The sequence below is a fragment of the Exiguobacterium sp. KRL4 genome, from assembly GCF_001870785.1.
In the GTDB taxonomy this organism is placed as follows: Bacteria; Bacillota; Bacilli; order Exiguobacteriales; family Exiguobacteriaceae; genus Exiguobacterium_A.
This window is the reverse complement of record NZ_MOLV01000012.1, coordinates 70,495-95,467: the sequence shown is the minus strand read 5'-3', so window position 1 is coordinate 95,467 and position 24,973 is coordinate 70,495. Positions and strand designations below refer to the sequence as shown.

Genomic DNA, 24,973 nt, shown 5'->3' with positions numbered 1-24,973 from the left:
TTTCTACATCTTATTTTGTTTGATTTAAAACTTTTTTGTCTTTGTACCCCATAAGAGGATATCAGCATCCTTTCCGATCTTACCTATATGGAATTAAAACTGTATGTGTGCCTGTCAGTGCAGTAATGGAGGCTACACCCTTTCCGATCTTACCTATATGGAATTAAAACGCAAGACGTGCCTTTGCCTCTTTTAGTTCTGCCAATAACTTTCCGATCTTACCTATATGGAATTAAAACTAGTGAGCGTGAAGTTCTTTCATGTCGGCATTCATATCGACTTTCCGATCTTACCTATATGGAATTAAAACCATATATATGATTAATAGAACTCCTTAGTCAGTGACTTTCCGATCTTACCTATATGGAATTAAAACTCATGAGGGTTCAATCGTCTTGCGTATTCGGTTACGTCACTTTCCGATCTTGGATTGTCTAGTTTAGTGTTGACAATCCAAGTGTTACCTTTCCGATCTTACCTATAAGGAATTAAAACTCTGGCGTTTGACCATGGATGAAGCCCATCTTTGGACTTTCCGATCTTACCTATAAGGAATTAAAACTCCAGTCGTGTCTCGAATAGCCGCTCCTGCATCAGCTTTCCGATCTTACCTATAAGGAATTAAAACGCGTCACCACCGTCGTAATAGTATTCCTTTGATACTTTCCGATCTTACCTATATGGAATTAAAACGTATTCGGTGCGAGTTCTGCTAGTGCTGCGCGGTTCTGCCTTTCTGATCTTATTTCCTATATGGAATCAAAACCCTAAACGCTGACGTTCTGTTAATTAGAACGTCTTTTTGCTCCTCACAAAACCGTCACACCTTTTCGGCAGCATACCCGTGGCATCAACAGAATGGATTCGGTATACTGAATGTACGATATGTGAAAATATTCACTAAAAGTCGTTCACACTTTGTGAAAGGGCGTTTGATTATGAATCCACTTAAAGGGATCATCACGATTCCGCGTTCAATTTTAATACAACTGATGCTGGCGGCCGTCTTAATGGGTGTTGCCGTCATCGGTCAATCCTATTTGATCGTCATCATCGTCGACCGGATTTTCCTGCAAGAAGATCCGTTCGCGGCAGTCATTCCGTTGCTGGGTGTCCTGTTGTTGATGCTTGTCCTGCGCGTCGGCGTCACGTACTGGAACGGACGTCTCGGGACGAATCTTGCGGCACGGGTCAAACAGGACTTACGCCAGGCACTTGTCGCGAAATATACAAAAAACTCCGTTGAATCGATGCTCGAAGGGCAATCCGGAAAAAAGGTCAGTGTCCTGCTTGATTCGGTCGATGAGATGGACAGTTATTACAGTCAGTACATGCCGAAAGTCATCCAGACGTCAATCGTCCCGCTGATGGTGCTGATCGCAGCCTTCAGCTATGACTGGGTCACGGGACTCGTCATGATGATTACAGCCCCGTTCATTCCGTTGTTTTACATCGTCATCGGAATCATGACCCAAAATCGGGCCGATACGCAGCTGGAGAAGATGAATGCCTTCTCCGGAACATTTCTGGATACGTTACAGGGACTGACGACGTTGAAATTATTTGGTCGGGCGAAGGCCCAACAGGACGTCATCGAACGGAGCAGCCTTGACTTTCGGGATGCGACATTGACGGTGTTGAAACTTGCCTTCTTGTCATCACTGATGCTCGAATTCATCTCGATGCTCAGTATGGGAATGATTGCGCTTGAAGTCAGCTTACGTTTGATTCTGTTCCAAAGCATCACCTTTGTCCCGGCCTTTTTGATGTTGGTATTGGCGCCGGAATACTATCTGGCGTTAAAGGAAATGGGCGCAGCGTTCCATACGGGACGGGGCAGTGTCGCGGCCGCGAAACAGATTGCGGCGGAACTGACGGAAGATGACCGGAGCGTCGTTTTCGGACAGACGGAACTGCCGGCAGCCCGTCCACCACGGATCGAATTGAAGGACGTCGCTTTTTCATACCGCGATGCCCGGTTTGCGATGACCGAACTGAATCTTGCGATCGAACCGTATCAGAAGGTCGCGGTGATCGGTCGCAGCGGAGCCGGTAAATCAACGGTCCTTCAGTTATTGGCGGGTCTCGCCGATCCGCAGGACGGACAGCTGTTACTTGACGGTCAAGACCGTCAGATGATCACCGAAGCAAGCTGGTTCCGCCAACTGAGCTATATCTCCCAGCATCCGTATTTGTATGCAGGGACACTTGCGGAAAATATCGCGATTGGTGAATTACGCGAGGCATCACGTTCGGCGATTGAACAGGCGGCATCTGACGCCGGTCTGACGGAACTGATCGGACAGTTGCCGAACGGACTCGATACGGTGATCGGGGAAGGCGGACGCGGATTATCCGGCGGAGAAAAACAGCGCGTTGCTTTGGCGCGTGCGTTCTTAAAACGACCAAACATCATCTTGTTTGATGAACCGACGACCGGTCTTGACGTCAAGACGGAACGCTTGCTGCAAGAAGCAATCACGGTTTTAGGACGTGAAGCGACCGTCATCACGGTCGCCCACCGGTTGCATACGATTGAACAATCGGATCAAATCGTCATTCTGGAAGGAGGACAGATTGTCGACCGAGGGACACATGAAGAGTTGATGGGACGTGAATCGGAGTATGCGATGATGCGTGCCGTTCAACGAGGGGAGGAGACACGATGAAAGAGTTGATGGGAATTTTTCGCTTGATGTTGCACCAAAAACGAGACATCGTCTTCTCAATTTTCTTCGGTGTTCTGGCTGGAGTCACAGCGGTCGGTTTGTTTGCGGCAAGTGGATTTTTAATCTCGAAAGCAGCACTGTTGCCACCGATCCAGACACTGGCTGTCTTGATTGCCTTACAAAAGCTGTCGAGCTTGACGCGGGCGGCGAGTCGTTACGCCGAACGCTATTATTCGCACCGGGCGACGTTTACGATTCTCAGTGATTTACGAACGACGTTTTATAAACGACTTGAACCGCTCGCACCAGGCATCTTTGCCAAGTACCGGAGCGGTGACTTGCTCGCACGAATCGTCGGCGACGTCGAAAGTCTGCAAAATACGTTTCTACGTGTTGTTTATCCACCGATCATCTTAGTGCTTGTTTTTCTTTGTACGATCTTTTTCGTCAGCTTCTTTTCGCTCAGTGTTGCACTTGTCCTCGTGATCGGTCTTCTGTTGACGGGATTCATCATTCCCGGCTGGTTTGCCTACCGGGAACAACGCTTTGCGCGGTCCGTCCGGGCACGGCGCGGGGAACTGTCGACGGAAGTGACGGAACTCTTCCAAGGATACCGGGACTTAAAGATTTACCAACAACTCGGAAACAAGGAAGCAGAACTGAATGCTGTCGCAGCGCGATACGTCGCGGAAGAAAAACGTAACGGTCTGCACGCCGTCTCGAATCTTGCATGGAACACACTCGCCACCTTGATCATTTCCTGGATTGTCCTTGGTCTCGGTGCTTATCTGGTCGCCGACGGTCAGCTCGAAGGTGTTTTCCTGGCCTTACTCGTCATGACCTCGTTGACTGTGTTTGAAAATGCAGCCCCAATGGCGATTTTGCCGGGCTTCTTTGAAGACAGCCGCCACGCGGCGCGACGGCTCGATGATGTGGTCGAAGCGACGGTTGAACCGAACTATCGTCCGTTTGAGCTGACGCGGGCACCGGAACTCCGGGCCGAACAGGTCACGTTTGCGTTTCCCGATCAGGAACGTCCGGTCTTACGAGACGTCAGCGTGACGTTTCCTGCGGGCAGCAAAACAGCCATCGTCGGAGCGAGCGGATCCGGGAAATCGACGTTGTTGCAACTGTTGTTGCGCATGTATCCGGCAGACGGAATCCGGATTGAGGGAACGCCAGGTCAAGAGATTGATCCGGAAGCGATATGGCGACAATCGAATGTCGTCTTGCAACAAAACCATTTCTTTTACGGAACGATCCGCGACAATTTGCAGCTGGCCAGTAGCGAGGCAACGGATGATCAGATGACCGAAGCACTGAATCAAGTGGGTCTTTCGTTGCTCGCTCTTGACGACCGGGTGCTCGAAAAAGGGGAAAACCTGTCCGGTGGTGAAAAACAACGGCTGGCGATTGCCCGGATTTTCTTGCGGCAAGCTCCGCTCTACCTGCTCGACGAACCGACCTCATCGGTCGATGCCTTGACGGAACAGACCATCTTACAGCATTTGTTCGCACGTGCGGCGGATGCAACGCTGTTGTTGGTCAGTCACCGTCTCGCAGGACTCGAGGAGATGGACCAAATCGTTGTCATGGAGCAAGGTCAAGTCGTCGAAGTCGGCACGTATGCCGATTTGATGGCACGACAAGGTGCTTTTTATGCCTTAAAACAAGTCGAACAGTCAGTTTTTACACCGGATCAACTGGTCCGTTAAACCAACAGCCCTCTCCGTCGCTACTAAAGCGTTGGAGGGGGCTGTTTAGTATGTAGAGAATTCAAATAGACGACTGATAGCATTAATGGTAAAATAAGGAAAAATAAAGGGGGGATCTTGATAGAGATTCGTCGTTGCGAAGTGCAACTGGATGATCAAACGGTTGCTTATAACCCTTATTATTCCGATTCGGATGCGGTTTGTTTTATGTTATCCGGAGTCGGCTATGCCTATGACCATCCGTAATTTTACCAAAAAATTAGGTGATTCATCTCCCACTTCTAAACGAAGTGAAAGTGGGAGATGAATCGCCAGCCTGTTTTTCGGGTATATTTTTTTTGAAGGAGGTGAAAAAATCTTGGTGAAACACAAGGCCTACAAATTTAGAATCTATCCGACAAAAGAGCAGGAAATTCTGATTGCGAAGACGATTGGATGTTCGCGTTTCGTCTTCAACCACTTTCTGGCGAAGTGGGATGAAATGTACAAGACCACTGGAAAAGGACTGTCCTACGGCTCTTGTTCCAAAGAAATTCCTTTGTTGAAGCAGGAGTTCGACTGGTTGAAGGAAGTCGATAGTACATCTGTTCAGATTAGCGTTAAACATCTTGCCGATGCGTTTGATCGCTTCTTTAAGAAGCAGAATGAACGCCCTCGTTTCAAGTCCAAGCGCCATCCCGTCCAGTCTTACAAGACCAACATCCAGGGCAAGTCTCAACTTCCTGAAGTCTCGATTGTGTGCAACCAGCTCAAACTTCCCAAGCTGAAATGGGTTCGTTTCGCCTATTCGAAACAGATCACAGGCCGTATCTTGAGCGCCACGATCCGACGCAACGCTTCAGGGAAATACTTCGTCTCCCTGCTCGTCGAGCAGGAGATCAACGAACTGCCAAAGACCGGTTCATCCATCGGTATCGATGTCGGACTCAAGAACTTTGCCATCCTGTCGGACGGTACGATCTACAAGAGCGACCGTTACTTCCGTTCGCTTGAGAAGAAACTGGCGCGCGAACAGCGCAAGCTCTCCCGCCGTCAACGCATCGCCCTGAACAAGAAGGTCACGCTTTCCGAGGCGAGGAACTATCAGAAGCAGAAGCGGAAAGTCGCCCGTATCCACGAGGAAATCGCCAACAAGCGCACTGACTTCCTGCACAAGGTATCGACTGAAATCGTCCAAAACCACGACGTCATCGGAATCGAGACCTTGCAGGTGAAGAACATGCAGAAGAACCGCAAGTGGAGCAAGGCCATCTCGGACGTCAGCTGGTCGGAGTTCTTCCGCATGTTGGAATACAAGGCGGACTGGTACGGGAAAACCGTCGTGAAGGTCGGCAAGACCTTCGCATCGAGCCAACTGTGCTCGAGTTGCGGTCATCAACACAAGGACGTGAAACATCTTAGCTTGCGTGAATGGACATGCCCGAGTTGCGGGATCCATCACGACCGGGATGTGAACGCAGGACTGAATCTCAAACAAGAAGCCGAGCGTATCTTAGCTTCCTCAACCGTCGGGACGACGGGGTTAGCCTGATCAGGTTTCGACCGTTAGGTCGGATCACTCAGGAATCCTTCACCTCTAGGCGAAGCGTAGGTGGAGGTAGTTCAATTCAGCCGGATGATGTTACTAAAGCGGGGAATCAACGTGATTGAGATTCAGTATGTCTCGGACGACCTGTTCAGTTTACCGGACGAGCAGGGAGATGCGGAGATGAGTCGGCGGATTGAAGCGGTCATCGATGAGGTGTTACGGGCAAGAACGTATCAGACGATTCACTTCATTGCCAAATCTCTTGGTACGGTACCGCTTGTTTCGATGATGAACCGTGGATTGTTTCCGGAAGCCCGTGTCGTTCTGTTGACACCGTTACTGAAAGATCCGGCAATCGTCGAAGCAATTGCGAAAAGCCGGCATCGAGGATTACTAGTCATCGGGGATCAGGATCATCAGTACAGTCCGGAAGCGTTTGAACGGTGCGGTAGGTCGAACCTAGTCCTCGAACAGGCGGAAGGAGCTAATCATTCTCTAGATATCGATTTTGATGTCGATGCGTCACTTCAAGTACTCGGACGCATCATGCAACGGACGGAAGAAGTTTTGTTCCCCGTATCGGTTAAGGAAAACTGAAAAAACCGACAGAAAACTCTTGGAAGAGAGTTCTGTCGGTTTTTTTAATACGGTCGCATCAACGCGCGGACAGGACTGCCGTCACCGTCGACAATCGGAAGCGGAACGGCGTTTAGATGATAGTCACCCGGTGTGATTGCATCGAGCACGAGTCCTTCCAGGATGTGGACACCGTGTGTTGCGAGGGCATGGTGGGCACTCATTTCTTTACTGTCGATTGCGTCAACAGACGGTAAATCAAGTCCGATCAATTCGATGCCGAGTGCTCCGAGACGTTCGGCAAGACTCGGTGTCAGGACCGGAATCGTTTCCGGGAAAATCGCCTTATCGACCCATCCGTCCGTTTTGATGATGAGTCGGCGGACATCGGTTAAATCAAACGCATCGAGGTCACTTGCGATAATCTCTGTTCGACCGGGCAGGTAGATGACACGGGCATGACCGATGTAGAGGTCTGGATCAAGATCAATGACTTTTTGACCGGCATCGTCAAAGTGAAACGGTGCGTCGATGTGAGTGCCGGTATGCAGACTCATCGTGACTTGACCGACGTTGACGGAACCGGTGTCGGCTTTACTCCAATTGATCGTGTAGTTGAACTTCGTATCGCCCGGCCATGTCGTAATCGACGAGGTTAACGGTTGTGAGACATCTATCCAACGGTTCATTTCACATTCCTCCTCAAAGTTTTGTCCGAACTGACCAGAGTTCCGGGAAGAACCGGTGGTCGAGCACCCGGCGCAGGTAACTGACACCGGACGAGCCGCCCGTGCCCGGTTTTTGACCGATGATTCGTTCGACGGTGCTCATATGGTTAAAGCGCCACATTTGTTGCTGGCTGCCGATATCGAGTAACTTTTCACCGAGTTCATACAAGTCCCAGTACTGTTCGACATCTTGATAGACGATGGCCCAGGAAGCTTCGACACTCGCATCGGCTTCCCAGTCTTGCGTGATATCCCGATTGAGGATTGCTTTGTCAATCGGCAAGCCGCGCCGATTCATCGCCCGGACGGTTTCGTCATAGATGCTCGGTGTTTTTAAGTCATCGTTCAATTGAGCGAACAGCGCCGTTTCATGTTCATAGACCCGAAGCATCTGTGCATTCTTAAATCCAAGGGCAAATTCGATTTGCCGGTTCTGGTAGGACTGGAATCCGGACGAATGTCCGAGTGAGTCACGGAACTCCAAGTATTCAGCCGGTGTCAGTGTCGACAGGACACTCCATGATTGAATCAATTGTTGTTGAATTTTCGAGACGCGGGCGAGCATCTTAAACGACCGCTCGAGCTGATCATCGGCAATCGCTTTAGTTGCGGCCGTCATCTCATGCAAAATCAACTTCATCCAAAGCTCGCTTGTCTGATGGATGACGATGAACAGCATCTCATCATGGTGGTCCGATAAGCGTTGCTGGCTCGTCAAGAGTGAGTCGAGCTGTAAATAATCCCCGTAAGACATATCTTTTTTGAAGTCGGTTTGAATCGTTTCTTCGATTTGCGTCGCATCCGTCTGTTTCATTCCAATCGATCCCCTTTACATCAAAGTGATTGTGAACGTTTTGTCTGATCCGCTTGCGGCGGATTGTTGCGTTTCCAAAATACATAGGCAATCGTCAAGAACAGGAGCCACGGAACCCCGAACTTCAAGACAATCTGGAAATCCGTGAACCAGGTCGTAATGACGAGGGCGAATAATAAGAGAGCCCCGAGCGCGGTCAGATAAGGATACCCCATCATGCGAACCGGCAGTTTCCGGCCGCCGTCCCGTTCCCAGGCTTTCCGGAAATAGAGGTGGGAGATGAAAATCATGAACCAGGTGAAGATTGCCCCGAACATTGAAATCCCCATCATGAAGGGATAAGACACACTCGACTGGGTGCTGATGACAGCGGCGAGGAAAATTCCCAGCGTCGAGACAGCAAGTGCGAACAAGGGAACACCTTTCGTATTCAAGCGGCTGAAAATCCGCGGTGCGTACGTCGCTTTCGACAACGAGTACATCATACGCGTCGATGCATACAACTGACTGTTCATCGCGGATAAGGCAGCAGTCAGGATGATGAAGTTCATGATGCCGGCAGCCCCGGGAATCGATAGCATCTCCATTACTTTGACGAACGGGCTTTGATCAACGCCGCCCGCCTGTTGCCACGGCACGATCATCAGCATCAAGGCAATCGTGATGACATAAAACGTCGATAAGCGGAAGACGGTGGCCTTCAGTGCTTTTGGCACAGCGACATCCGGATCTTTCGCTTCGCCGGCCGTGACGGCAATCAGTTCCGTCCCGAGAAAACTAAACAACGAGATGAAGACGGCGACCCAGAGTCCGGAAAAACCAAACGGCAGGAATCCGCCGTCGTTCGTGAAGTTTTGCGGTCCGATGTCCGGTGAGTTGCTGCCGAAGACAAGATACGCACCGAGAATCATGAACATTAAAATCGCACTGATTTTAATGACCGAGAACCAGTATTCAAACGTCGCAAACGTATTGACGGTCGTAGCGTTGATATAAATCAACGCTACCGCAAAGACTAAAATCCAGATGTACCCGGGGACGTCCGGGAACCAATATTTCATATAGATGGCGATCGCACTGACTTCAACGCCGATCGCAAGGACGTTTGCCACCCAGTAGGAGTAGCGGACAAGAAATCCGGCGTATGGACTGATGTATTGTTCGGCAATCGTTCCGAATGAGCCGGACGTCGGATGGGCGACGGTCATTTCCGCGAGGCAACCCATCAACAGCAGGACGATGAAGGCACCAATCGCGTAACTGACGAGGACGCTTGGTCCGGCGAGACTGATGGCGAGTCCGCTCCCGAGAAAGAGTCCCGTTCCGATCGCACAACCCATCGCAATCATCGTCAGTTGACGTGTTTTTAAGTCACGCCGTAGTTCAGTAGGGTGTTCTTTCATAATTCCTCCTTACGCGACGACTTCGCGTTCGTTCTTGAATTGTTCATATTGTTTTTCATCCATGATCGTTTTCAAAATCGAGACGACCTCATAGACATCTTCAAAGCTATTATACAAGGCGACAGGGGCCAGGCGGACAATATTTGGTGTCCGAAAATCAGGAATGACGTGATGCGCCTTCAACGCTTTACAGATCCGTGCCGCTTCCGGATGTTCGAGACTCAAGTGAGCACCACGTCGTTTGTCGTCACGCGGGTTGCCGATCACAAAGCCGTACGGCGTCAATTCCTGATCGACGAGCGTCATCATGTAGTCCGTCAGTGCGAGTGACTTTGTCCGGACTGCGTCGATCCCGACTTCTGCAAACAGCTCGAGTGCACCGAGTTGCGGGGCAAGGCTCAAGACGTGCGGCGTTCCGATTTGGAAGGCACCAGCGTTTTCGGCGGGAGTCATCGTATGATCCATATCAAACTGTTTATCTTTACGGGAGCCGAACCAGCCGGTCAGACCCGGCAACGTGCCGAAATGCCGTTCGTGGACAAACAGTCCGCCGACCGTTCCCGGACCGCCGTTTAAATGTTTGTAGTTGCACCAGTAGGCAAAGTCGACGCCCCAGTCATGAAAGGCATGCGGAATCGCACCGACGGAATGACAGCCGTCAAAGCCAATCAAGATACCGCGGGCATGGGCTTCCCGTGTCAGACGCTCCATATCTAAAATCTGACCACTCCGGTAAAGGACTGTCGGTAAGACAATCAACGCAATCTCCTCCGTCATCGCGGCGATGATATCCGCTTCGTCGAGGAATCGTCCGTCGCGACTCTCGACTTGAACGAGATGTTCTGCCGGATCGAGTCCACGCAACCGAAGTTGGCTTTGGAGCGCATAAATATCAGACGGGAATGTTAAGCTGTCGGCTAAAATCTTTGTCCGTTGTCCGGACGGGGCAAAGAATGTTGCCACGAGTTGGTGCAGATTGACCGTCGTCGAACCGGTCACCATGACTTCATCCGCACTTCCGCCGATGAGAGGAGCGTTTAAGGCAGACAGTTTTTCCGACAGTTCAAACCACGGATGGCGTCCTTTCATCCAGCCGTCAATTCCAAGTTCCCGCCAATCGGCGAGTGATTCAAGCAATGTCGCTTCCGCACGTTTTGACAACAATCCAAGTGAATTGCCGTCCATGTAAATCGTATCTTTCTGCAGATAAAATTCGTGACGGTATGGAGCGAGTACATCTTGTTGATCCTGTTCGATGGCATGCTTGCGTGATGCGTTCAATGTCATGTCCGTTCCTCCTTGAATGAATCAGTAATCAGTTTTGAGAAAAGCGTAGCAAACAAATTGACATTGTGTCAATATTATCGGATAGAGAAGCAGGAGAGGTGGGGGAAATCATGAAATCAGACGACATGAAAATCGATAAACGGCATCTTCGGACGATGCGAACGCGGGAAAAACTGTTGGTGGCAGCTCGGGAAGTTTTTCTCGAAAACGACTTTCAAACGACGACGATTTCACAAATCATTAAGCGGGCGGGCGTTGGCTACGGAACGGCATATGTCCATTTTGAAGGAAAAGATGAACTGTTGATCGTACTGATGGAAGACGTCATGGATCGTTTTCATCAAGTGGCGGAACAGCCGTTTGAGCCCGGAACCGCCGAAGAAGCACGCGAGCAAATTGAACAGCAGGCGACGGCTTTCTTACAGCTTGCTGAGCGGGAACGGGAGATGCTCCGGATCGTCGAACAGGCAATCGGCGTATCGTATGCCATCCGGACCAAGTGGAAACAAATCCGCGAACGCTTCATCGAGCGGATCAGTCGCGATATCCGTTATGCGCAAGCAGCGGGGCTTGCCCGTCCGGACCTCAATCCGACACTCGTCGCACGCGGCTGGTTTTTTGCAAACGAAATGTATCTGTTCGAAGTCGTCCGCGAAGAGACGACAGCGTCGATTGACGAAATCGCGAAAACCTTGACGGCTGTTTATACGACCGGACTGTATCCACACGATTAAAGCCGGCTGTTCCCGGGAATCCTTTAGGGAAAGGGAGCGATAAGCATGGCATTTGATTACGATTTGGATTTTGAGACGACGGACTTCCGCAAAGAACCGGAAAAGTATCGGGTCGGACGGGGCGAGCAGGGTGTCTTACTCGTTGAACCGTATAAAGGAGAAATCCTGCCGCACTGGCGATTTAAGACGCCGGAGATTGCGAAGGAATCTTCTGAAAAAATCTATCAGATGTATCTCGATTATAAAGCGGTCGGAGACTTCGTCGGAATGGACATGGCGCGAAAGTTCATTCAGATGGGACACACACGGGCGCGCCGCTATACGAATTACAAAGGTGGACGGAAGTATAAAAACAAAGAGACCGGTGAGTTGAACGAGCGGGAAATTGATCCAGAAAAAGCAAAGTCGGCTGAGATTTTTCAAGAAAAATGGGATTTGATTCGGGCGGATGAAGAATATTTAGCGTTAAAAAAGGCGCATCAAAAACAATATGGCTAAACGAACGGTCAGGAGTTCTTCAAGCGGAGGAATGGAGTGAAGACGGTGCGAAACGGATCAAAAATCATATTGGCAATCGTGGTTGTCGGTGTACTGGCGTTGAGTTGGTGGCTCGTGTCGCCGCTGTTCTTGAATCAAGCCGTGGATGAAGAATTGCCGCCGAGTTCTTCGACGATAGAACAAGAAGATGAGACACCAGCATCCGAGACGGACAAGTCGGAACCGGCAACACCGGCTGACTTCTCAGGAACGTTCGTGGACGGTGAAAAAAATTATCAAACGTCCGGAAAAATTAAAACGGTAACGGCAGACGATGCGTTATATCTGCGGTTCGAAGATTTTCAAACGACGAACGGACCGGACTTGTTTGTTTACTTGGTCGAGCCAGGTAAAAAGACAGCAGACGGGATTCGTATCGGGGCGTTAAAAGGGAATCAGGGAGACCAAAACTACGTCCTCCCGAAAGAAGTGGATTTGACGAAACACAGCCGTGTCGTCATTTGGTGTCGGACTTTTGATGCTGATTTTGGAACGGGTGATTTAAAAGCAGCCAGCAAATGAAAAAAGCAACTCGCTTCCGGATGTGATATCGGAAGCGAGTTGCTTTTTGTCTGGTATTAAGACGTTTGTTCGATTTTTTTGATCAGCCGGGATTGACGGCGTTGCCAGACGACAGAACCAATCAAGGTCACAGCGAGGAAAACAAGTCCGAGTATGAACGGATAGAGAATGTTGACGTCATATAACAATCCGGCAAGTGTCGGACCGAGGACGTTTCCGATACTCATGTAGGCATTGTTCATGCCCATCGCAAACCCTTGTTCGTTTCCGGCAAGCTTGGAAATCATCGTGTTCAAGACCGGACGCAGGATGGATGTCGCAAGGAAAATGACGAGTGTGACGGCAAAGAATCCACCGTAGCTCGCTGTCAGTAACGACAACAAGAAACCGAGTGTCGCAATCAACAGGAAGATGTTCAAGACTTTTCCTTCGCCGAGACTGCGCGACAACTTGTCGACGACGAAAATTTGGGCGATGACACTGATGATTCCGGTCGACGTCACCATGATGGCGATGTCTTTTGGAGACGCCCCAAATTGATTGTCGACGAACAGACCAAGAACGGACTCATAGGCCATCAACCCAAAACTCATGACCAGTGTGATGACGAGTGGGACGAAGTACGGTTTATGGAACGACGCTCCGAGCTTGCTCCACATCGAACCTTCATCCGGTGCCATCGCCGTTGCGTCATGGACGTCACTTTCTTGAAGCAACAGAACGCTGAACAAAACAGCAAGTAACGAGACGAGTGCTGAGATGAGCAGTGGCAATTTCAAATCGAATTCAGCAAGAAAACCGCCGATTCCGGGACCGATGACGATTCCGAGTGACATCGCTGCAGAGACATAACTATTCCCTTTTGCGCGCTGATCCATCGTCGTGATGTCCGCGACATAGGCAAAGATCGCTGGAATCAATAAGGCCGCACCGACACCACCGATTGCCCGCGAGATATAGAGAATCGTGACGGAATTCGAGAAGTAAAAGACGAACATCGATAACGTCAGCCCAATCAAACCATAAATGATCATCTTCCGGCGACCGTATTGATCCGCCCATTTTCCGGCGACGGGTGACATGATGAGTTGTGCTCCGGCAAATATGGCAATCATCAGACCGGCAGCGGTTCCGCCTTGACCGATTGAAGCTAAATAAGCGGGCAGAATCGGAATGATGATCCCGAAGCTCCCGACGGCGATGAACATATTGATCATCAGGACCGTTAATTTTTTACGTTGATCCGCTTGCAAGGGGATCCCTTCTTTCTGGACGCTACTGTCAGCGTTTAGTGTATGTACCTTTACTATCTTAGTTTCAAGGGAAAGACCGTGTCAATTTAGAGCGTTGAAAAAGCTTAAAACAGACAAACGATGATTTAAAGTGAAAAGGAGTGATTCTGAACTGCTCCCACAAAAAAGGTTACAGTTTTTCGATTTGTCTGACTCACGCCCCGTGCTTCACTTCGTAGTCTAGGTTTGTCTGTGTCCATCCGCCAGCTCTCTTATTTTTGCTAACAGACTCATCAATTAAATGAAGGATTACATATTTTTGAAAAAAAACAAGATTCGTTCATGCAAAAACAATGCAAGGATTCGGGGTGCAATTGGGGAGCGACCAGGATGTTATTGCATGGGGATACGTTCGCTTGCATAAAAGTTCTGGTCATATGTGTAAACGCTTACATAGTTAGGGACGGAAGGCCGCTGCATATGCTCAACAGTGAGCATAAACTAAGGGTGTAAGCAGGAATGATATCCCTAAAGGAGGATTCATCATGACACAATCACTAGATGGACATGAACGGACGACTGGGGCGATACGAAATTTACCAATCCACGTCACGTCCGAGATCGGTGAGTTGAAGACGGTACTCTTGAAACGGCCGGGCCGGGAGCTCGAGAACTTGACACCAGACCATCTCGGTCGTCTGCTGTTCGACGATATCCCGCACCTGCCCGTCATCCAAAAGGAGCACGACTATTTTGCCGCTGTCCTGAGAAACAGAGGAATCGAGGTGCTCTACCTCGAGAAGCTGATGGAGGAGGTACTCGCGATTCCTCACTTGCGGGAACAGTTCGTCGCCAACGTACTCGAGGAATCGAAGTCGAACATTAACGGGTCGTACGAGAAGCTCCGCGATTATCTGCTCAGCTTCGACAACGAGCAGCTCGTCGAGGCCGTCATGGCGGGTATCCGCAAGACGGAAATTCCGCACAGCAAGCGGACGCACCTGCATGAGATGATCGAGGACACATATCCGTTCTATCTCGATCCGATGCCGAACCTCTATTTCACGCGTGATCCAGCCGCTGCGATCGGAGACGGCCTGACGATCAACCGGATGAAGGAACCGGCGCGGCGGCGTGAATCGCTCTTCATGCACTATATCATCACATATCACCCCCGCTTCGCGAAGCATGACATCCCGGTCTGGTCGGACCGTGAATACCGCTTCTCGATGGAAGGGGGCGACGAACTCGTTCTGTCGAAAGAAGTGCTCGCAATCGGTATCTCGGAACGGACGACGGCACAAGGTATCGAACGGCTTGCACGCAACCTGTTCGAGCGGAGCGAGTTCAAGAAGGTCATCGCGATTGAAATTCCGAAATCCCGCGCATTTATGCATCTCGACACCGTCTTCACGATGGTTGACTACGACAAGTTCACGATCCATTCGGCGATACAGGGATCGGGCGGGCAGATGAACATCTTTGAGCTGACGCGCGGTGCGGACGACATTACGATCACGAAACGGACCGACCTGCTCGAGACGTTGAAGGAAGCGCTCCATCTCGACCACCTTGTCCTCATCCCGTGCGGTGGAGGGGACGCGATCGCCTCGGCCCGCGAGCAGTGGAGTGACGGATCGAATACGCTCGCAATCGCACCGGGCGTCGTCGTCACGTACGACCGAAACTACGTCTCGAACGAGCTGCTACGGTCACACGGAATCGAAGTAATCGAGATTGGGTCGAGCGAACTGTCACGTGGACGAGGTGGTCCGCGGTGTATGAGTTGTCCGTTGGTACGAGAAGATATCTAAAACCAAGAGGAGGAACCTATCATGTCGAAAACAGCGCATATTGATCTCCGGAATCGTCACTTCCTTTCATTGAATGAGTTTACAGAAAGTGAGATCAATTACCTGATTGATCTATCGGCAGAACTAAAACGGCAGAAACAGGAAGGCATTCCGCACCGTGTCCTTAGTGGTAAGAACATCGCGCTCTTGTTCGAGAAACCGTCGACTCGGACGCGTTGCGCCTTCACAGTCGCTGCAATCGATCTTGGAATGCATCCGGAGTACCTCGGTAAGAACGACATCCAGTTTGGCAAGAAGGAATCGGTCCGTGACACGGCGATCGTCCTCGGCCGGATGTTCGACGGCATCCAGTATCGCGGCTTCAGCCACGCGACGGTCGAAGGGCTCGCGAAGGACGCAGGCATCCCGGTCTGGAACGGCTTGACCGACCTGTACCATCCGACGCAAATCCTCGCTGACTTCCTGACCGTCAAGGAACAGAGAGGGCATCTGAAAGGCATCAAGTTCGTCTACGTCGGTGACGGCCGCAATAATATGGGCAATACCCTTTTGATTGGCGGGGCTAAGGTCGGGATGGACATCCGGATCTGCGCGCCGGAATCGCTCTGGCCGGAACACGCGATCATCGAATACGCAGAAGCGGTCGCTGCCGAGAACGGCGGACGGATCATGGTGACGGAAGACATCGACGCCGCCGTCGACGGGGCAGACGTCATCTACACGGATGTCTGGGTCTCGATGGGTGAAGAAGCCCAGTTCGAGGAGCGGATCAAGCTGCTCACACCGTATCAGGTCGATATGGAGATGATCCGCAAGACGGGCAACGACGATGTCATCTTCCTCCACTGTCTGCCTGCCTTCCATGATCAGGAGACGGAGGTTGGGCGCGCCATCTTCGAGAAATACGGACTACGCGAGATGGAGGTGACGGATGAGGTGTTCCAAAGCACACATTCCTCCGTCTTCGATCAGGCAGAGAACCGGATGCATACGATCAAGGCCGTGATGGCGGCGACGATGACGGATTGCTCTGACATGTGGAACTGATTTCTCACACCAGAAAGGATGAGAGTTATGGTTACCAAACCGCATGACACGACCGGCACGACAGGTACGTCGCCAGCGAAACAACAGAAGAAATTAGGATTCTTCGCACTGACGGCAGTCGTCGTCGGCTCGATGATTGGTGGCGGGGCGTTCAACCTCGCCGCCGACATGGCGGTTGGCGCGAGCGCCGGTGCTGTCCTGATCGGATGGGTGATCACCGGTATCGGGATCATCGCGCTCGGACTCAGCTTCCAAAACTTGACGATGCGACGGCCGGACCTCGACGGCGGCATCTACAGTTACGCCCGTGCAGGGTTTGGTCCGTTCGTCGGCTTCAACTCGGCTTGGGGATACTGGCTGTCGGCCTGGCTCGGCAACGTCGCCTATGCCACGCTCCTGTTCAGCTCGGTCGGTTATTTCTTCCCCGTCTTTGAGGGCGGGCAGAACCTCGCCTCGATCCTCGGGGCATCCGTTCTTCTCTGGCTCGTCCACGCCTTGATCCTGCGCGGCGTCCATGAGGCCTCGCTCGTCAACATCATCACGACGATTGCGAAGCTCGTACCGATTTTTGCCTTCATCACGCTCATATTGTTTGCCTTCAACCTCGACCAGTTCACGTTCCAGTTCTTCGGTGAAGGCGGCTTCAACTTCAGCTCAGTCAAGGAGCAAGTCGTCTCGACGATGCTCGTCACGCTCTGGGTATTCATCGGTGTCGAAGGGGCGGTCGTCCTGTCAGGGCGCGCAAATAAACGCTCTGACATCGGAAAGGCGACCGTGATTGGTCTGATTGGGACACTCATCATCTACGTTCTGATCTCCGTCATGTCGCTCGGTGTCATGTCTAATGCGGATCTCGCCGCCATTGACCGTCCGGCGATGGCGTATCTCCTCGAGAGCGTCGTCGGGCAATGGGGTGCTGTCCTGATTAATATCGGGCTCGTCATCTCGGTGCTCGGGGCATGGCTCGGCTGGACGCTGCTTGCGGCCGAGATTCCGTATATCGCAGCGAAGGATGGGGTCTTCCCGAAATGGTTTGCGAAAGAGAACAAGAACGAGGCACCGGTCAATGCCCTTTGGCTGACGAACGGCTTGATTCAGCTCTTCCTGTTCACCTTCCTGATTTCGGACGCCGCCTACACGTTTGCTTTCTCGCTCGCTTCGAGCGCGATCCTGATCCCTTACGCGGTCTCTGCCTTCTTCCAGGTGAAGGTGTCGCGCGGCGAGATCGGTTATGCGCCGGGTGAGAAACGGACGCGCGACCTGATGCTCGGGCTCGTCGCTTCCGCCTATGGCATTTGGCTAATTTACGCGGCGGGCATGGATTATCTCCTGCTGACGACGCTCCTGTACGCACCGGGTACGCTTCTGTACGTCAAGGCACAACGGGAGGCAGGCATCAAAGGACTGACGAAATGGGAATGGACGGGTACTGCGGTACTGACAGTCCTCGCGTTTGCTGCGCTCATCGCAATGTGGAATGGCAATTTATCCATCTAGGAGGAGTTTGACATGAAAGGAAAACGAATCGTCATCGCGCTTGGTGGGAACGCGATTCAGCAAGGAAAGGAAGCGACGGCTGAGGCACAGATCCGGGCCGTCGCAAGGACAGCGGACGCGCTCGCTGGGCTCGTTTCGGAAGGCTATGAGATGGTCGTCACCCACGGGAACGGGCCACAGGTCGGGAGCCTGCTACTTCAGCAGGCGGCGTCGATCCCAGCAATCCCGGCGATGCCACTCGACGTCTGTGTTGCGATGACACAAGGGATGATCGGCTACTGGTTTCAGAACGCGCTCGACCATGCGTTCCTGCACAGAAAAAGTCCGCCGACGGTCGCGACCGTCGTCACGCGTTGCGTCGTCGATCCGAATGACCCGGCCTTCCTGAATCCGACGAAACCGATTGGTCCGTTCTATAGCGAGGAGGAGGCGAATGCCCTGACGATGAACGGATATGTCTACCGCGAGGACGCGGGGCGCGGCTACCGGCGTGTCGTCCCGAGCCCACGCCCACAGTCGATCATCGAGCATCACGTGTTGACCGACCTCGTCGAACGAGGACATCTCGTCGTCGCCTCGGGTGGTGGTGGGATCCCCGTCGTCGAGACAGGAGAAGGATATGTCGGCGTCGAGGCCGTCATCGACAAGGACTTTGCGGCCGAGAAACTCGCTGAGCTGATCGAGGCCGACACGCTCGTCATTCTGACGGCGGTCGAACATGTCGCGATCCACTATCATCAGCCGGACGAGCTGGCGCTTCGGGAAGTGACCGCCGCGGAGCTTGAGCGATATATCGCAAGCGGGGAGTTCGCGCCCGGGAGTATGTTGCCGAAGGTCGAGGCCGCGCTCGAGTTCGTCCGTTCGAAGGACGGACGCCGTGCCGTCATCACCTCGCTCGACCGAGTGAAGGAGGCGCTTGCCGGTGAGACGGGCACGATGATCGCTGTCTCGTTCAACCAGCTCGTCTGAAGGAAAAGGAGCGACTGCGGCCGCTCCTTTTCGATTGCCTTAAAACCGTGACATCCTGCATACGCACGGCTCGATGAGGGAATGTATGATAGTGAGGAGAACGAGTGAAGGAGTGAACGGGATGAACCGGAACGTGACGACGGAAGAACTGCGCGGTCTCGACATCTTCGAAACATGTACGGAGCGGGAGCTCGCGCAGCTTCTGCCGCACGTTTTCCACCGGACGTACCGGAAAGGGCAACTGCTGTTCATGGAAGGGGACCCGCGCGAGCGGATCTACTTCCTGCTCGAAGGGTATGTCCGGTTAGAGCGGCTGAATCTCGCCGGGACGCTCCAGTATTCCGATTACCTGAAGCCATGCCAACTTTTCCCTTACAGCGGGATATTCGAGGACGAATTCTACAGGTACACGGCGGAAGCACTGACGGACATCGAGGTCTACTATGTCCCGACGTACCAGCTTGAGCAGATGGCGAAGCGGCACTCGGCCATGTTGTTCCATATCATCAAGCAGATGAACCGTCTGCTCGACCTGCACGAGCGGCGCGTCCAGGAGATCATCACGCCGAACGCGACGGTGCGCGTCATCAACACGATCCACTTCCTGATGGAGGACCTCGGGGACACGCGGGAGGATGGGATTCACGTAAGCTGTCCGTTCACGACGATCGAACTGTCGCGTCTGTCCGGGACGTCGCGAGAGACGGTGTCCGGCGTCCTGTCGAAGCTGCGCAAGGACAACATCATCCGCTTCAGTGCGAAGCATCTGATCATCGGAAAGCCGGACTTTTTTGTGAAGGAATGACCGGAATACAAAAGAAGGCCGTCTTTTCTTTGAACGGCTGTCCGTCAAGTAGACAGGTAAAATAATAAAAAATAGTCTGACGGCCTGAACCCTGAATTCAAGGGAACTCAGGCCGTTTAGTCGTTGTTCTTCCTTGATCATAAAAAAAACTCCCTTCAGAAGTAGGCAGTTGAAATAACTAAACTGTCTACTTTTGAAGGGAGCATATCAATGGGAGTCAAAGCGTCAAAGTGTTTTCTTGAACAGCCAATTGACGTTTGGTGATAGTAGCGGTCGGAACAGTCGGACGACCGGACGACTCGATAAAATCCAAACGAAGAACAAAGCGAGCAAGAAGGAGGAACCAATCAGTAACACCGGCGATTCGGCAATCCATGGTGGAACGGAATCCCGAAACAGTCGGACGATGAATGAGTGCAACAAATAAATCGCCAACGTCTGAATCCCGATTTGATCAAACCGTTCACCGAACGAACGGTGTGGAATCATCATTAATACGGAGAAAATCATCACGGTACTGACCGCATATAAAAAGAGTTGAATCAGTGCCCCTTTGAGCAAGGGAACTTCAAACTCCCCGTAAGTATCCCGGTAAAACAACCAAACGGTATCAAATCCATTTTTCGTCCAGACGGCCATAGCGACGGCGATCGCGATCGAGACGATCAATCCGGTCAAACGACCAATGGGAGACGTCAAGCGGTCACGGATTCGACCACTAGCGAGCCAACCGCGTTGTTTGATGAGATACCCCATCAAGAAGAACGGATAAAAGCTGACGACCTTTTGGAGGGACAGGAAATTCGTGATGGAACCCGGATTGGCATTGATCAGTAAGGCAAACACCACACTGATCAACAGCGGATACCGAAGCGTCAGGAAACCAGGGGTCACGATCTGCCAGATGATGATGCCAAGCAGGTACCACAGGGTCCAACTCGGGACGAGCGGATGGAGTAGCCCGTCCATCAATCCATCGACCGTCTTTTCATTGACATAAGCAAGATAGACTTCATGGATCGATTGCCAAATCAAGTAAAGCACAACGAACGAAATGATCCGTCTGGGTCGGACCTCCTTAAAAAAGTAACCGCTCATGAAGATGAACGCTGGCATATGCAACAAGTAGATGATGTTGTAGACGATTTGAACGGAGTCGTTGCCATCCAGGTTACGGAACGTTTCAATCAGATGACCAAACACGACCATGAAGATCAGTAACACTTTGTAGTTCCCGAGCCAATGATCATAAGGTACGGTCATTGGTTTTGGTGTTTGGTTCATTTGTTTTCTCCAAGAATGATTTGATCGACGAAACGTTGACTGGATTTCCCGTCCTGCTGTTCGAAGAAATATTCGGCAAAGGCTTTGACGTTTTGCATCTCGAAGTCTTCGTTTTTGATCCGCTCAATCAATTCTTCAGACGTTCGAACAATCGGTCCAGGGACAAATTCTTCAAAGTCATAGTAGAAGTCACGTTTCGAGATGTAATCTTCTAAATCATAGGCGAAGAACAACATCGGTCGGTCGAGCAGTGAAAATTCAAAACAAGTCGACGAGTAGTCAGTAATCAAAATGTCAGAGACGAACAGCAACTCATTGATTTCTCGATGATCCGTCAGATCAAGGAAAAAGTCCGCATAGACTTCCGGGATCTCCATCCGGCGGCGGACGAACGGGTGCATCTTCAAGACAAACACGTAGTCTTCGTGGAATGCTTCATACAAGGCATCCAAATCGAGTTGGCTGAAATCATAGTGCGCACTCTTCGCACCATTACCTCGGAACGTCGGAGCAAACATGATGACTTTTTTAGTTTTGAAAATCGGATATTCTTCATAAATCCGTTCCTTCGCTTCGGCGATATAGTCTTGGTCAAAGAACATATCCGTCCGTGGAATACCGGTTGCGACGACTTGATCTTCGCGTAAGCCAAATCCTTCCGCATAATGACGTGCGACGTTATGCGAACTGACGATGGCTTTCGTATAGTTCCGGTGACTGAGCGAGTTGGCACTTGGACCGCCTGGTTTTCCGAGACGGCTGTAGCCGAATGTCTTGAAGGCTCCGACAGCATGCCAGACCTGAACAAGATCGCTTCCTTTACGGATGTTGAGCGGATAAATCATCGGATAAAAATCATCCACTAAAATCGTTTTTGCCGTCGCGAGATGATATGGTAACGTAAATTTGTCGCGCCAATCGCGTCGTGATTGGAGATTCGGTTTGAAAAACGTTTTAACGTCTAAATGTAAGTCACGTCGTTCGATTTCATTTAAGATGTAAGCGAAGTTCCCACTGACATCGCTCCGAGAGTCGGAAGCAAAAATGACTTTATTCTCTTGGATCGGCTGTGTCCACTTCGTCACATTGTAGATGGCCTTAAACGTAAAACGACGGAACTTGAACGCCCGTTTTCGCCAATTCTTCTTCGTTTTATTGAATTTTTCAATCATCCGGATAAAACGTTTCGTCTCCCCTTGCTTAAGGGAATGGAAACTTAAAGTATTACTGTATTCTGAGTACTGGACGACCACTTCGTACTCTAGTTTAAGCAACAGGTTACTATGTTTCGTATCGACTCGATAGATGACAGGAATCAAAGGACGCGTATCACCAAATGGAGCTTCATGTAAAATCGATTCTCCTTGGACGATAGCGAAGAAAGCATCAAAATAGCCCATCGGTAAAGGACGACCGGTTGGTGTGATGTGATTGAGGTCGAGTTCTCCGCTAAAGGTTTCCTCAGCCCAGTCGCCTTCGAATGGGAAACGTAGGATGAACGTTCGTTTATTTCGTTTGTTCCGGAAGATGATTGCCCGCTCGAGTGGAATCGGTTCTTCGGCAGCTTCAGACTGGATGTAACCATCTTCCGGCTGTGTTTCTTCTGTCAGTTCAGGAGTAGCTGGATTTTCAAAAAGTAACTGCTCGGCCTGAAGAAAATCAGTTAATCCAAAAAGGCGTGCCTCGAAGCGGAATTTTGTTCCGGCTAGTTCTAGATAGTTAACGTGTGCCTGTAGTAGTGGCATCTGTATTTCTTCTGTCAAAACAATCTCTCCTCGCTTAAATGATTACAATGCATTTACACAATAATGACAGATTTTTAAAATCAGCATGAACATAGTATAGTGATATTAGAAATCATCCATCATTATATCGTGACGAACCAAAAAAAATAGAACTTTGTCTATTTTTTTTGGTTTGCTTGATGGAATCGTCGAAAAAAACACCATATTTTAAGAGATACCCACATCGCTGGCAAGTGGAAACAAAAAACTTTTTTATAAGGGAGGGAAGCGGAGTGACTCATGACAGCGCCATCGTTGATGGATGATCACTCTGCGATACAAGATGATTTATGCAGCAATCTTAGCTGGCGGAAAAGGAACAAGAATGGGGAACGTGGACCGTCCAAAACAATTCCTCTCAATTGGAGAGCGTCCGATTCTCGTGCATACCGTCGAAAAATTTCTTTTAAACGAAGATTTTGATCAAATCATTATTGTGACACCAACCGCGTGGATCAACTATACACGTGACATTTTAGATAAGTATATCGGAAATGATACACGGATTGTCATCACGGCAGGCGGGAACGATCGAAACGAATCGATCATGGCTGCTATCAACTGGATTGAAGACAAAAACGGTCTGTCTGACGAAGACATCATCGTTACGCATGATGCGGTCCGTCCCTTCTTGACACACCGGATCATCAAAGAGAATATCTCGACTGCTTTGGAATATGGTGCTTGCGATACTGTAATCTCCGCCATCGATACGATTGTTGCTTCGACAGACGGGAAAACAATTTCAGACATTCCGGTTCGTGATCAGATGTATCAAGGACAAACACCACAAAGTTTCCAAATCACGAAATTAAAAAACCATTACGAAGCGTTGTCAGCAGAAGAACGAGCCATCTTAACGGATGCGTGTAAGATCTTATTGCTTAAAGGCGAAGATGTTGCACTGGTGACAGGTGAACTGTTTAACATTAAAGTCACGACACCGTATGATCTGCGGATCGCCAATGCAATTCTGAAGGAGCGGATTCACCAATGATTAACCAAGTCTATCAACTCGTGGCGCCACGCCAGATCGAGGTGACGTATGACGAACGGTCACTCAATTCGGACCGGGTTGTCGTACGCCCGACCTACCTGTCGATTTGTCATGCCGATCAACGGTATTTCACGGGAAGCCGGAGTGCTGAAGTATTGGCGAAGAAATTACCGATGGCGATGATTCACGAAGGAATCGGTAAAGTTGTCCATGATCCGTCTGGAACGTTTGCGATCGGTACATTAGTTGCAATGGTTCCGAATACACCGTCAGAAACAGATGACATCATCGGGGAAAACTATTTACGGACAAGTCGTTTCCGTTCGAGTGGCTATGATGGTTACATGCAGGATTATGTCTTCATCAAATCAGACCGTCTTGTTGAAGTACCAGCCGATCTCGATCCAGAAGTTGCAGCCTTTACGGAGCTTGTCAGTGTGTCGGTTCATGCGATGACTCGTTTTGATCAAATCGCCCATCCACGCCGCGAAACATTTGGTGTTTGGGGAGACGGGAATCTAGGGTTCATCACAGCACTGATGCTTCGGAAATTATATCCGGAAGCGAAATTGTTTGTGTTCGGAAAAACACAATCCAAACTGGATTATTTCTCATTTGCGGACGAGACATACCATATCGACCAAATTCCAGAAGGTGTTTCGTTTAACCATGGTTTTGAGTGTGTGGGTGGAATCGGTAGTCAATACGCGATCAATCAGATGATTGACTACATCATCCCGGAAGGAACGATGGCTTTACTCGGTGTTTCAGAAGAACCGGTCGCCATCAACACGCGGATGATTCTCGAAAAGGGACTTCGTGTCTATGGATCAAGCCGAAGTACACCGGCTGACTTTGCACGGACGATGGAATTGTATCAACTGTATCCAGATATTCCAGCGTATCTCTCGAATCTTGTCTCAGGCGTATTCCAGATTCGCCAAATCGAAGATATTCATCAGGCCTTTGAAAGTGATTTGACGAACCGTTTTGGGAAAACCGTCATGGAATGGTGTATGTAAGCATGAGAT

The 24,973-nt window shown here is 50.6% G+C and carries 22 protein-coding genes and 1 CRISPR repeat array; of the genes, 15 read left to right on the top strand and 7 right to left on the bottom strand.

The features are described from left to right. Positions 1 to 69: 69 nt before the first annotated feature. Positions 70 to 376: direct repeats of the CRISPR family, unit length 31 nt; unit sequence CTTTCCGATCTTACCTATATGGAATTAAAAC. A gap of 562 nt (positions 377 to 938) precedes the next feature. The 5 genes from cydD to BLD48_RS09560 all read left to right on the top strand — a co-directional run bounded on the left by cydD (position 939) and on the right by BLD48_RS09560 (position 6,509). Next, positions 939 to 2,669, top strand: coding sequence for a thiol reductant ABC exporter subunit CydD (cydD, locus tag BLD48_RS09575; protein WP_071500017.1), 1,731 nt, complete (start codon positions 939 to 941; stop codon positions 2,667 to 2,669). Next, complete coding sequence (cydC, locus tag BLD48_RS09570) at positions 2,666 to 4,384, top strand: thiol reductant ABC exporter subunit CydC (protein ID WP_071500016.1); 1,719 nt, start codon at positions 2,666 to 2,668, stop codon at positions 4,382 to 4,384. Before cydD ends, cydC begins: the two co-directional genes overlap by 4 nt. Before the next feature lie 117 nt (positions 4,385 to 4,501). After that, positions 4,502 to 4,630, top strand: coding sequence for a hypothetical protein (locus BLD48_RS16600; protein WP_255366254.1), 129 nt, complete (start codon positions 4,502 to 4,504; stop codon positions 4,628 to 4,630). 112 nt (positions 4,631 to 4,742) lie between these two features. Continuing rightward, on the top strand, positions 4,743 to 5,915 hold the full coding sequence (tnpB, locus tag BLD48_RS09565; RefSeq protein WP_071500015.1) for an IS200/IS605 family element RNA-guided endonuclease TnpB: 1,173 nt from the start codon (positions 4,743 to 4,745) through the stop codon (positions 5,913 to 5,915). 60 nt (positions 5,916 to 5,975) lie between these two features. Then, entirely contained in the window at positions 5,976 to 6,509 is a 534-nt protein-coding gene (locus BLD48_RS09560) for a cyclase (protein ID WP_236629984.1), read from the top strand. A 44-nt stretch (positions 6,510 to 6,553) separates the two neighbouring features. Here the strand turns inward: BLD48_RS09560 and kynB are convergent, their stop codons facing one another. The 4 genes from kynB to kynU are packed head-to-tail and all read right to left on the bottom strand — an operon-like array spanning position 6,554 to position 10,720. Beyond that, positions 6,554 to 7,177, bottom strand: coding sequence for an arylformamidase (gene kynB, locus BLD48_RS09555; RefSeq protein ID WP_071500014.1), 624 nt, complete (start codon positions 7,175 to 7,177; stop codon positions 6,554 to 6,556). A 13-nt stretch (positions 7,178 to 7,190) separates the two neighbouring features. After that, positions 7,191 to 8,030, bottom strand: a complete 840-nt coding sequence (kynA, locus tag BLD48_RS09550) for a tryptophan 2,3-dioxygenase (RefSeq protein ID WP_071500013.1) — start codon at positions 8,028 to 8,030, stop codon at positions 7,191 to 7,193. A gap of 20 nt (positions 8,031 to 8,050) precedes the next feature. Then, a complete protein-coding gene (locus BLD48_RS09545; protein WP_071500012.1) occupies positions 8,051 to 9,433 on the bottom strand; it encodes an amino acid permease in 1,383 nt (460 codons plus the stop codon). Between the two features lie 9 nt (positions 9,434 to 9,442). Beyond that, on the bottom strand, positions 9,443 to 10,720 hold the full coding sequence (gene kynU, locus BLD48_RS09540; protein WP_071500011.1) for a kynureninase: 1,278 nt from the start codon (positions 10,718 to 10,720) through the stop codon (positions 9,443 to 9,445). A gap of 110 nt (positions 10,721 to 10,830) precedes the next feature. Here kynU and BLD48_RS09535 point away from each other — a divergent pair, with 110 nt between their 5' ends. The 3 genes from BLD48_RS09535 to BLD48_RS09525 are packed head-to-tail and all read left to right on the top strand — an operon-like array spanning position 10,831 to position 12,513. Beyond that, positions 10,831 to 11,454 carry a TetR/AcrR family transcriptional regulator gene (locus BLD48_RS09535; protein ID WP_071500010.1) on the top strand — a complete coding sequence of 208 codons (624 nt, stop codon included), beginning with the start codon at positions 10,831 to 10,833 and terminating at the stop codon, positions 11,452 to 11,454. 45 nt (positions 11,455 to 11,499) lie between these two features. Beyond that, positions 11,500 to 11,952, top strand: a complete 453-nt coding sequence (locus tag BLD48_RS09530; RefSeq protein ID WP_071500009.1) for a DUF4385 domain-containing protein — start codon at positions 11,500 to 11,502, stop codon at positions 11,950 to 11,952. A gap of 36 nt (positions 11,953 to 11,988) precedes the next feature. Beyond that, the gene (locus BLD48_RS09525; protein WP_071500008.1) at positions 11,989 to 12,513 is read left to right on the top strand and encodes a DM13 domain-containing protein; all 525 of its coding nucleotides are present in this window, start codon (positions 11,989 to 11,991) and stop codon (positions 12,511 to 12,513) included. A gap of 56 nt (positions 12,514 to 12,569) precedes the next feature. Here the strand turns inward: BLD48_RS09525 and BLD48_RS09520 are convergent, their stop codons facing one another. Next, positions 12,570 to 13,766 carry an MFS transporter gene (locus tag BLD48_RS09520; RefSeq protein ID WP_071500007.1) on the bottom strand — a complete coding sequence of 399 codons (1,197 nt, stop codon included), beginning with the start codon at positions 13,764 to 13,766 and terminating at the stop codon, positions 12,570 to 12,572. A gap of 524 nt (positions 13,767 to 14,290) precedes the next feature. Between BLD48_RS09520 and arcA the strand changes: the two genes are divergently transcribed. The 5 genes from arcA (at position 14,291) to BLD48_RS09495 (ending at position 19,877) form a co-directional block, all read left to right on the top strand. Next, positions 14,291 to 15,559 (top strand): arginine deiminase, encoded by a 1,269-nt coding sequence (gene arcA / locus BLD48_RS09515; protein ID WP_051590475.1) that lies wholly within the window; start codon positions 14,291 to 14,293, stop codon positions 15,557 to 15,559. A gap of 21 nt (positions 15,560 to 15,580) precedes the next feature. Continuing rightward, positions 15,581 to 16,606 (top strand): ornithine carbamoyltransferase, encoded by a 1,026-nt coding sequence (gene argF, locus BLD48_RS09510; RefSeq protein ID WP_071500006.1) that lies wholly within the window; start codon positions 15,581 to 15,583, stop codon positions 16,604 to 16,606. 27 nt (positions 16,607 to 16,633) lie between these two features. Continuing rightward, on the top strand, positions 16,634 to 18,103 hold the full coding sequence (arcD, locus tag BLD48_RS09505; protein ID WP_071500005.1) for an arginine-ornithine antiporter: 1,470 nt from the start codon (positions 16,634 to 16,636) through the stop codon (positions 18,101 to 18,103). Between the two features lie 12 nt (positions 18,104 to 18,115). After that, entirely contained in the window at positions 18,116 to 19,072 is a 957-nt protein-coding gene (gene arcC / locus BLD48_RS09500) for a carbamate kinase (protein ID WP_071500004.1), read from the top strand. Between the two features lie 121 nt (positions 19,073 to 19,193). Next, on the top strand, positions 19,194 to 19,877 hold the full coding sequence (locus BLD48_RS09495; protein ID WP_071500003.1) for a Crp/Fnr family transcriptional regulator: 684 nt from the start codon (positions 19,194 to 19,196) through the stop codon (positions 19,875 to 19,877). A gap of 225 nt (positions 19,878 to 20,102) precedes the next feature. Here the strand turns inward: BLD48_RS09495 and BLD48_RS09490 are convergent, their stop codons facing one another. Together BLD48_RS09490 and BLD48_RS09485 are read right to left on the bottom strand one after the other, a co-directional pair. Beyond that, positions 20,103 to 21,161 carry an acyltransferase family protein gene (locus tag BLD48_RS09490; protein ID WP_071500002.1) on the bottom strand — a complete coding sequence of 353 codons (1,059 nt, stop codon included), beginning with the start codon at positions 21,159 to 21,161 and terminating at the stop codon, positions 20,103 to 20,105. Beyond that, positions 21,158 to 22,924, bottom strand: coding sequence for a CDP-glycerol glycerophosphotransferase family protein (locus BLD48_RS09485; RefSeq protein ID WP_236624353.1), 1,767 nt, complete (start codon positions 22,922 to 22,924; stop codon positions 21,158 to 21,160). Before BLD48_RS09485 ends, BLD48_RS09490 begins: the two co-directional genes overlap by 4 nt. A gap of 304 nt (positions 22,925 to 23,228) precedes the next feature. On the opposite strand from BLD48_RS09485, the gene BLD48_RS09480 reads away from it, so the two are divergent. Both BLD48_RS09480 and BLD48_RS09475 read left to right on the top strand, forming a co-directional pair. Beyond that, positions 23,229 to 23,942 (top strand): IspD/TarI family cytidylyltransferase, encoded by a 714-nt coding sequence (locus tag BLD48_RS09480; RefSeq protein ID WP_071500001.1) that lies wholly within the window; start codon positions 23,229 to 23,231, stop codon positions 23,940 to 23,942. Further along, positions 23,939 to 24,964, top strand: coding sequence for a ribitol-5-phosphate dehydrogenase (locus tag BLD48_RS09475; RefSeq protein WP_014969219.1), 1,026 nt, complete (start codon positions 23,939 to 23,941; stop codon positions 24,962 to 24,964). Before BLD48_RS09480 ends, BLD48_RS09475 begins: the two co-directional genes overlap by 4 nt. The last annotated feature ends 9 nt before the right edge of the window (positions 24,965 to 24,973 follow it).

What these genes read in the sequence shown, in the direction of transcription:
- cydD (WP_071500017.1), top strand. Translation starts at nt 939, where the DNA reads ATGAATCCACTTAAAGGGATCATCACGATTCCGCGTTCAATTTTAATA.
- cydC (WP_071500016.1), top strand. Translation starts at nt 2,666, where the DNA reads ATGAAAGAGTTGATGGGAATTTTTCGCTTGATGTTGCACCAAAAACGA.
- kynB (WP_071500014.1), bottom strand. Translation starts at nt 7,177, where the DNA reads ATGAACCGTTGGATAGATGTCTCACAACCGTTAACCTCGTCGATTACG.
- kynA (WP_071500013.1), bottom strand. Translation starts at nt 8,030, where the DNA reads ATGAAACAGACGGATGCGACGCAAATCGAAGAAACGATTCAAACCGAC.
- BLD48_RS09545 (WP_071500012.1), bottom strand. Translation starts at nt 9,433, where the DNA reads ATGAAAGAACACCCTACTGAACTACGGCGTGACTTAAAAACACGTCAA.
- kynU (WP_071500011.1), bottom strand. Translation starts at nt 10,720, where the DNA reads ATGACATTGAACGCATCACGCAAGCATGCCATCGAACAGGATCAACAA.
- BLD48_RS09535 (WP_071500010.1), top strand. Translation starts at nt 10,831, where the DNA reads ATGAAATCAGACGACATGAAAATCGATAAACGGCATCTTCGGACGATG.
- BLD48_RS09530 (WP_071500009.1), top strand. Translation starts at nt 11,500, where the DNA reads ATGGCATTTGATTACGATTTGGATTTTGAGACGACGGACTTCCGCAAA.
- arcA (WP_051590475.1), top strand. Translation starts at nt 14,291, where the DNA reads ATGACACAATCACTAGATGGACATGAACGGACGACTGGGGCGATACGA.
- argF (WP_071500006.1), top strand. Translation starts at nt 15,581, where the DNA reads ATGTCGAAAACAGCGCATATTGATCTCCGGAATCGTCACTTCCTTTCA.
- arcD (WP_071500005.1), top strand. Translation starts at nt 16,634, where the DNA reads ATGGTTACCAAACCGCATGACACGACCGGCACGACAGGTACGTCGCCA.
- arcC (WP_071500004.1), top strand. Translation starts at nt 18,116, where the DNA reads ATGAAAGGAAAACGAATCGTCATCGCGCTTGGTGGGAACGCGATTCAG.
- BLD48_RS09495 (WP_071500003.1), top strand. Translation starts at nt 19,194, where the DNA reads ATGAACCGGAACGTGACGACGGAAGAACTGCGCGGTCTCGACATCTTC.
- BLD48_RS09490 (WP_071500002.1), bottom strand. Translation starts at nt 21,161, where the DNA reads ATGAACCAAACACCAAAACCAATGACCGTACCTTATGATCATTGGCTC.
- BLD48_RS09480 (WP_071500001.1), top strand. Translation starts at nt 23,229, where the DNA reads ATGATTTATGCAGCAATCTTAGCTGGCGGAAAAGGAACAAGAATGGGG.
- BLD48_RS09475 (WP_014969219.1), top strand. Translation starts at nt 23,939, where the DNA reads ATGATTAACCAAGTCTATCAACTCGTGGCGCCACGCCAGATCGAGGTG.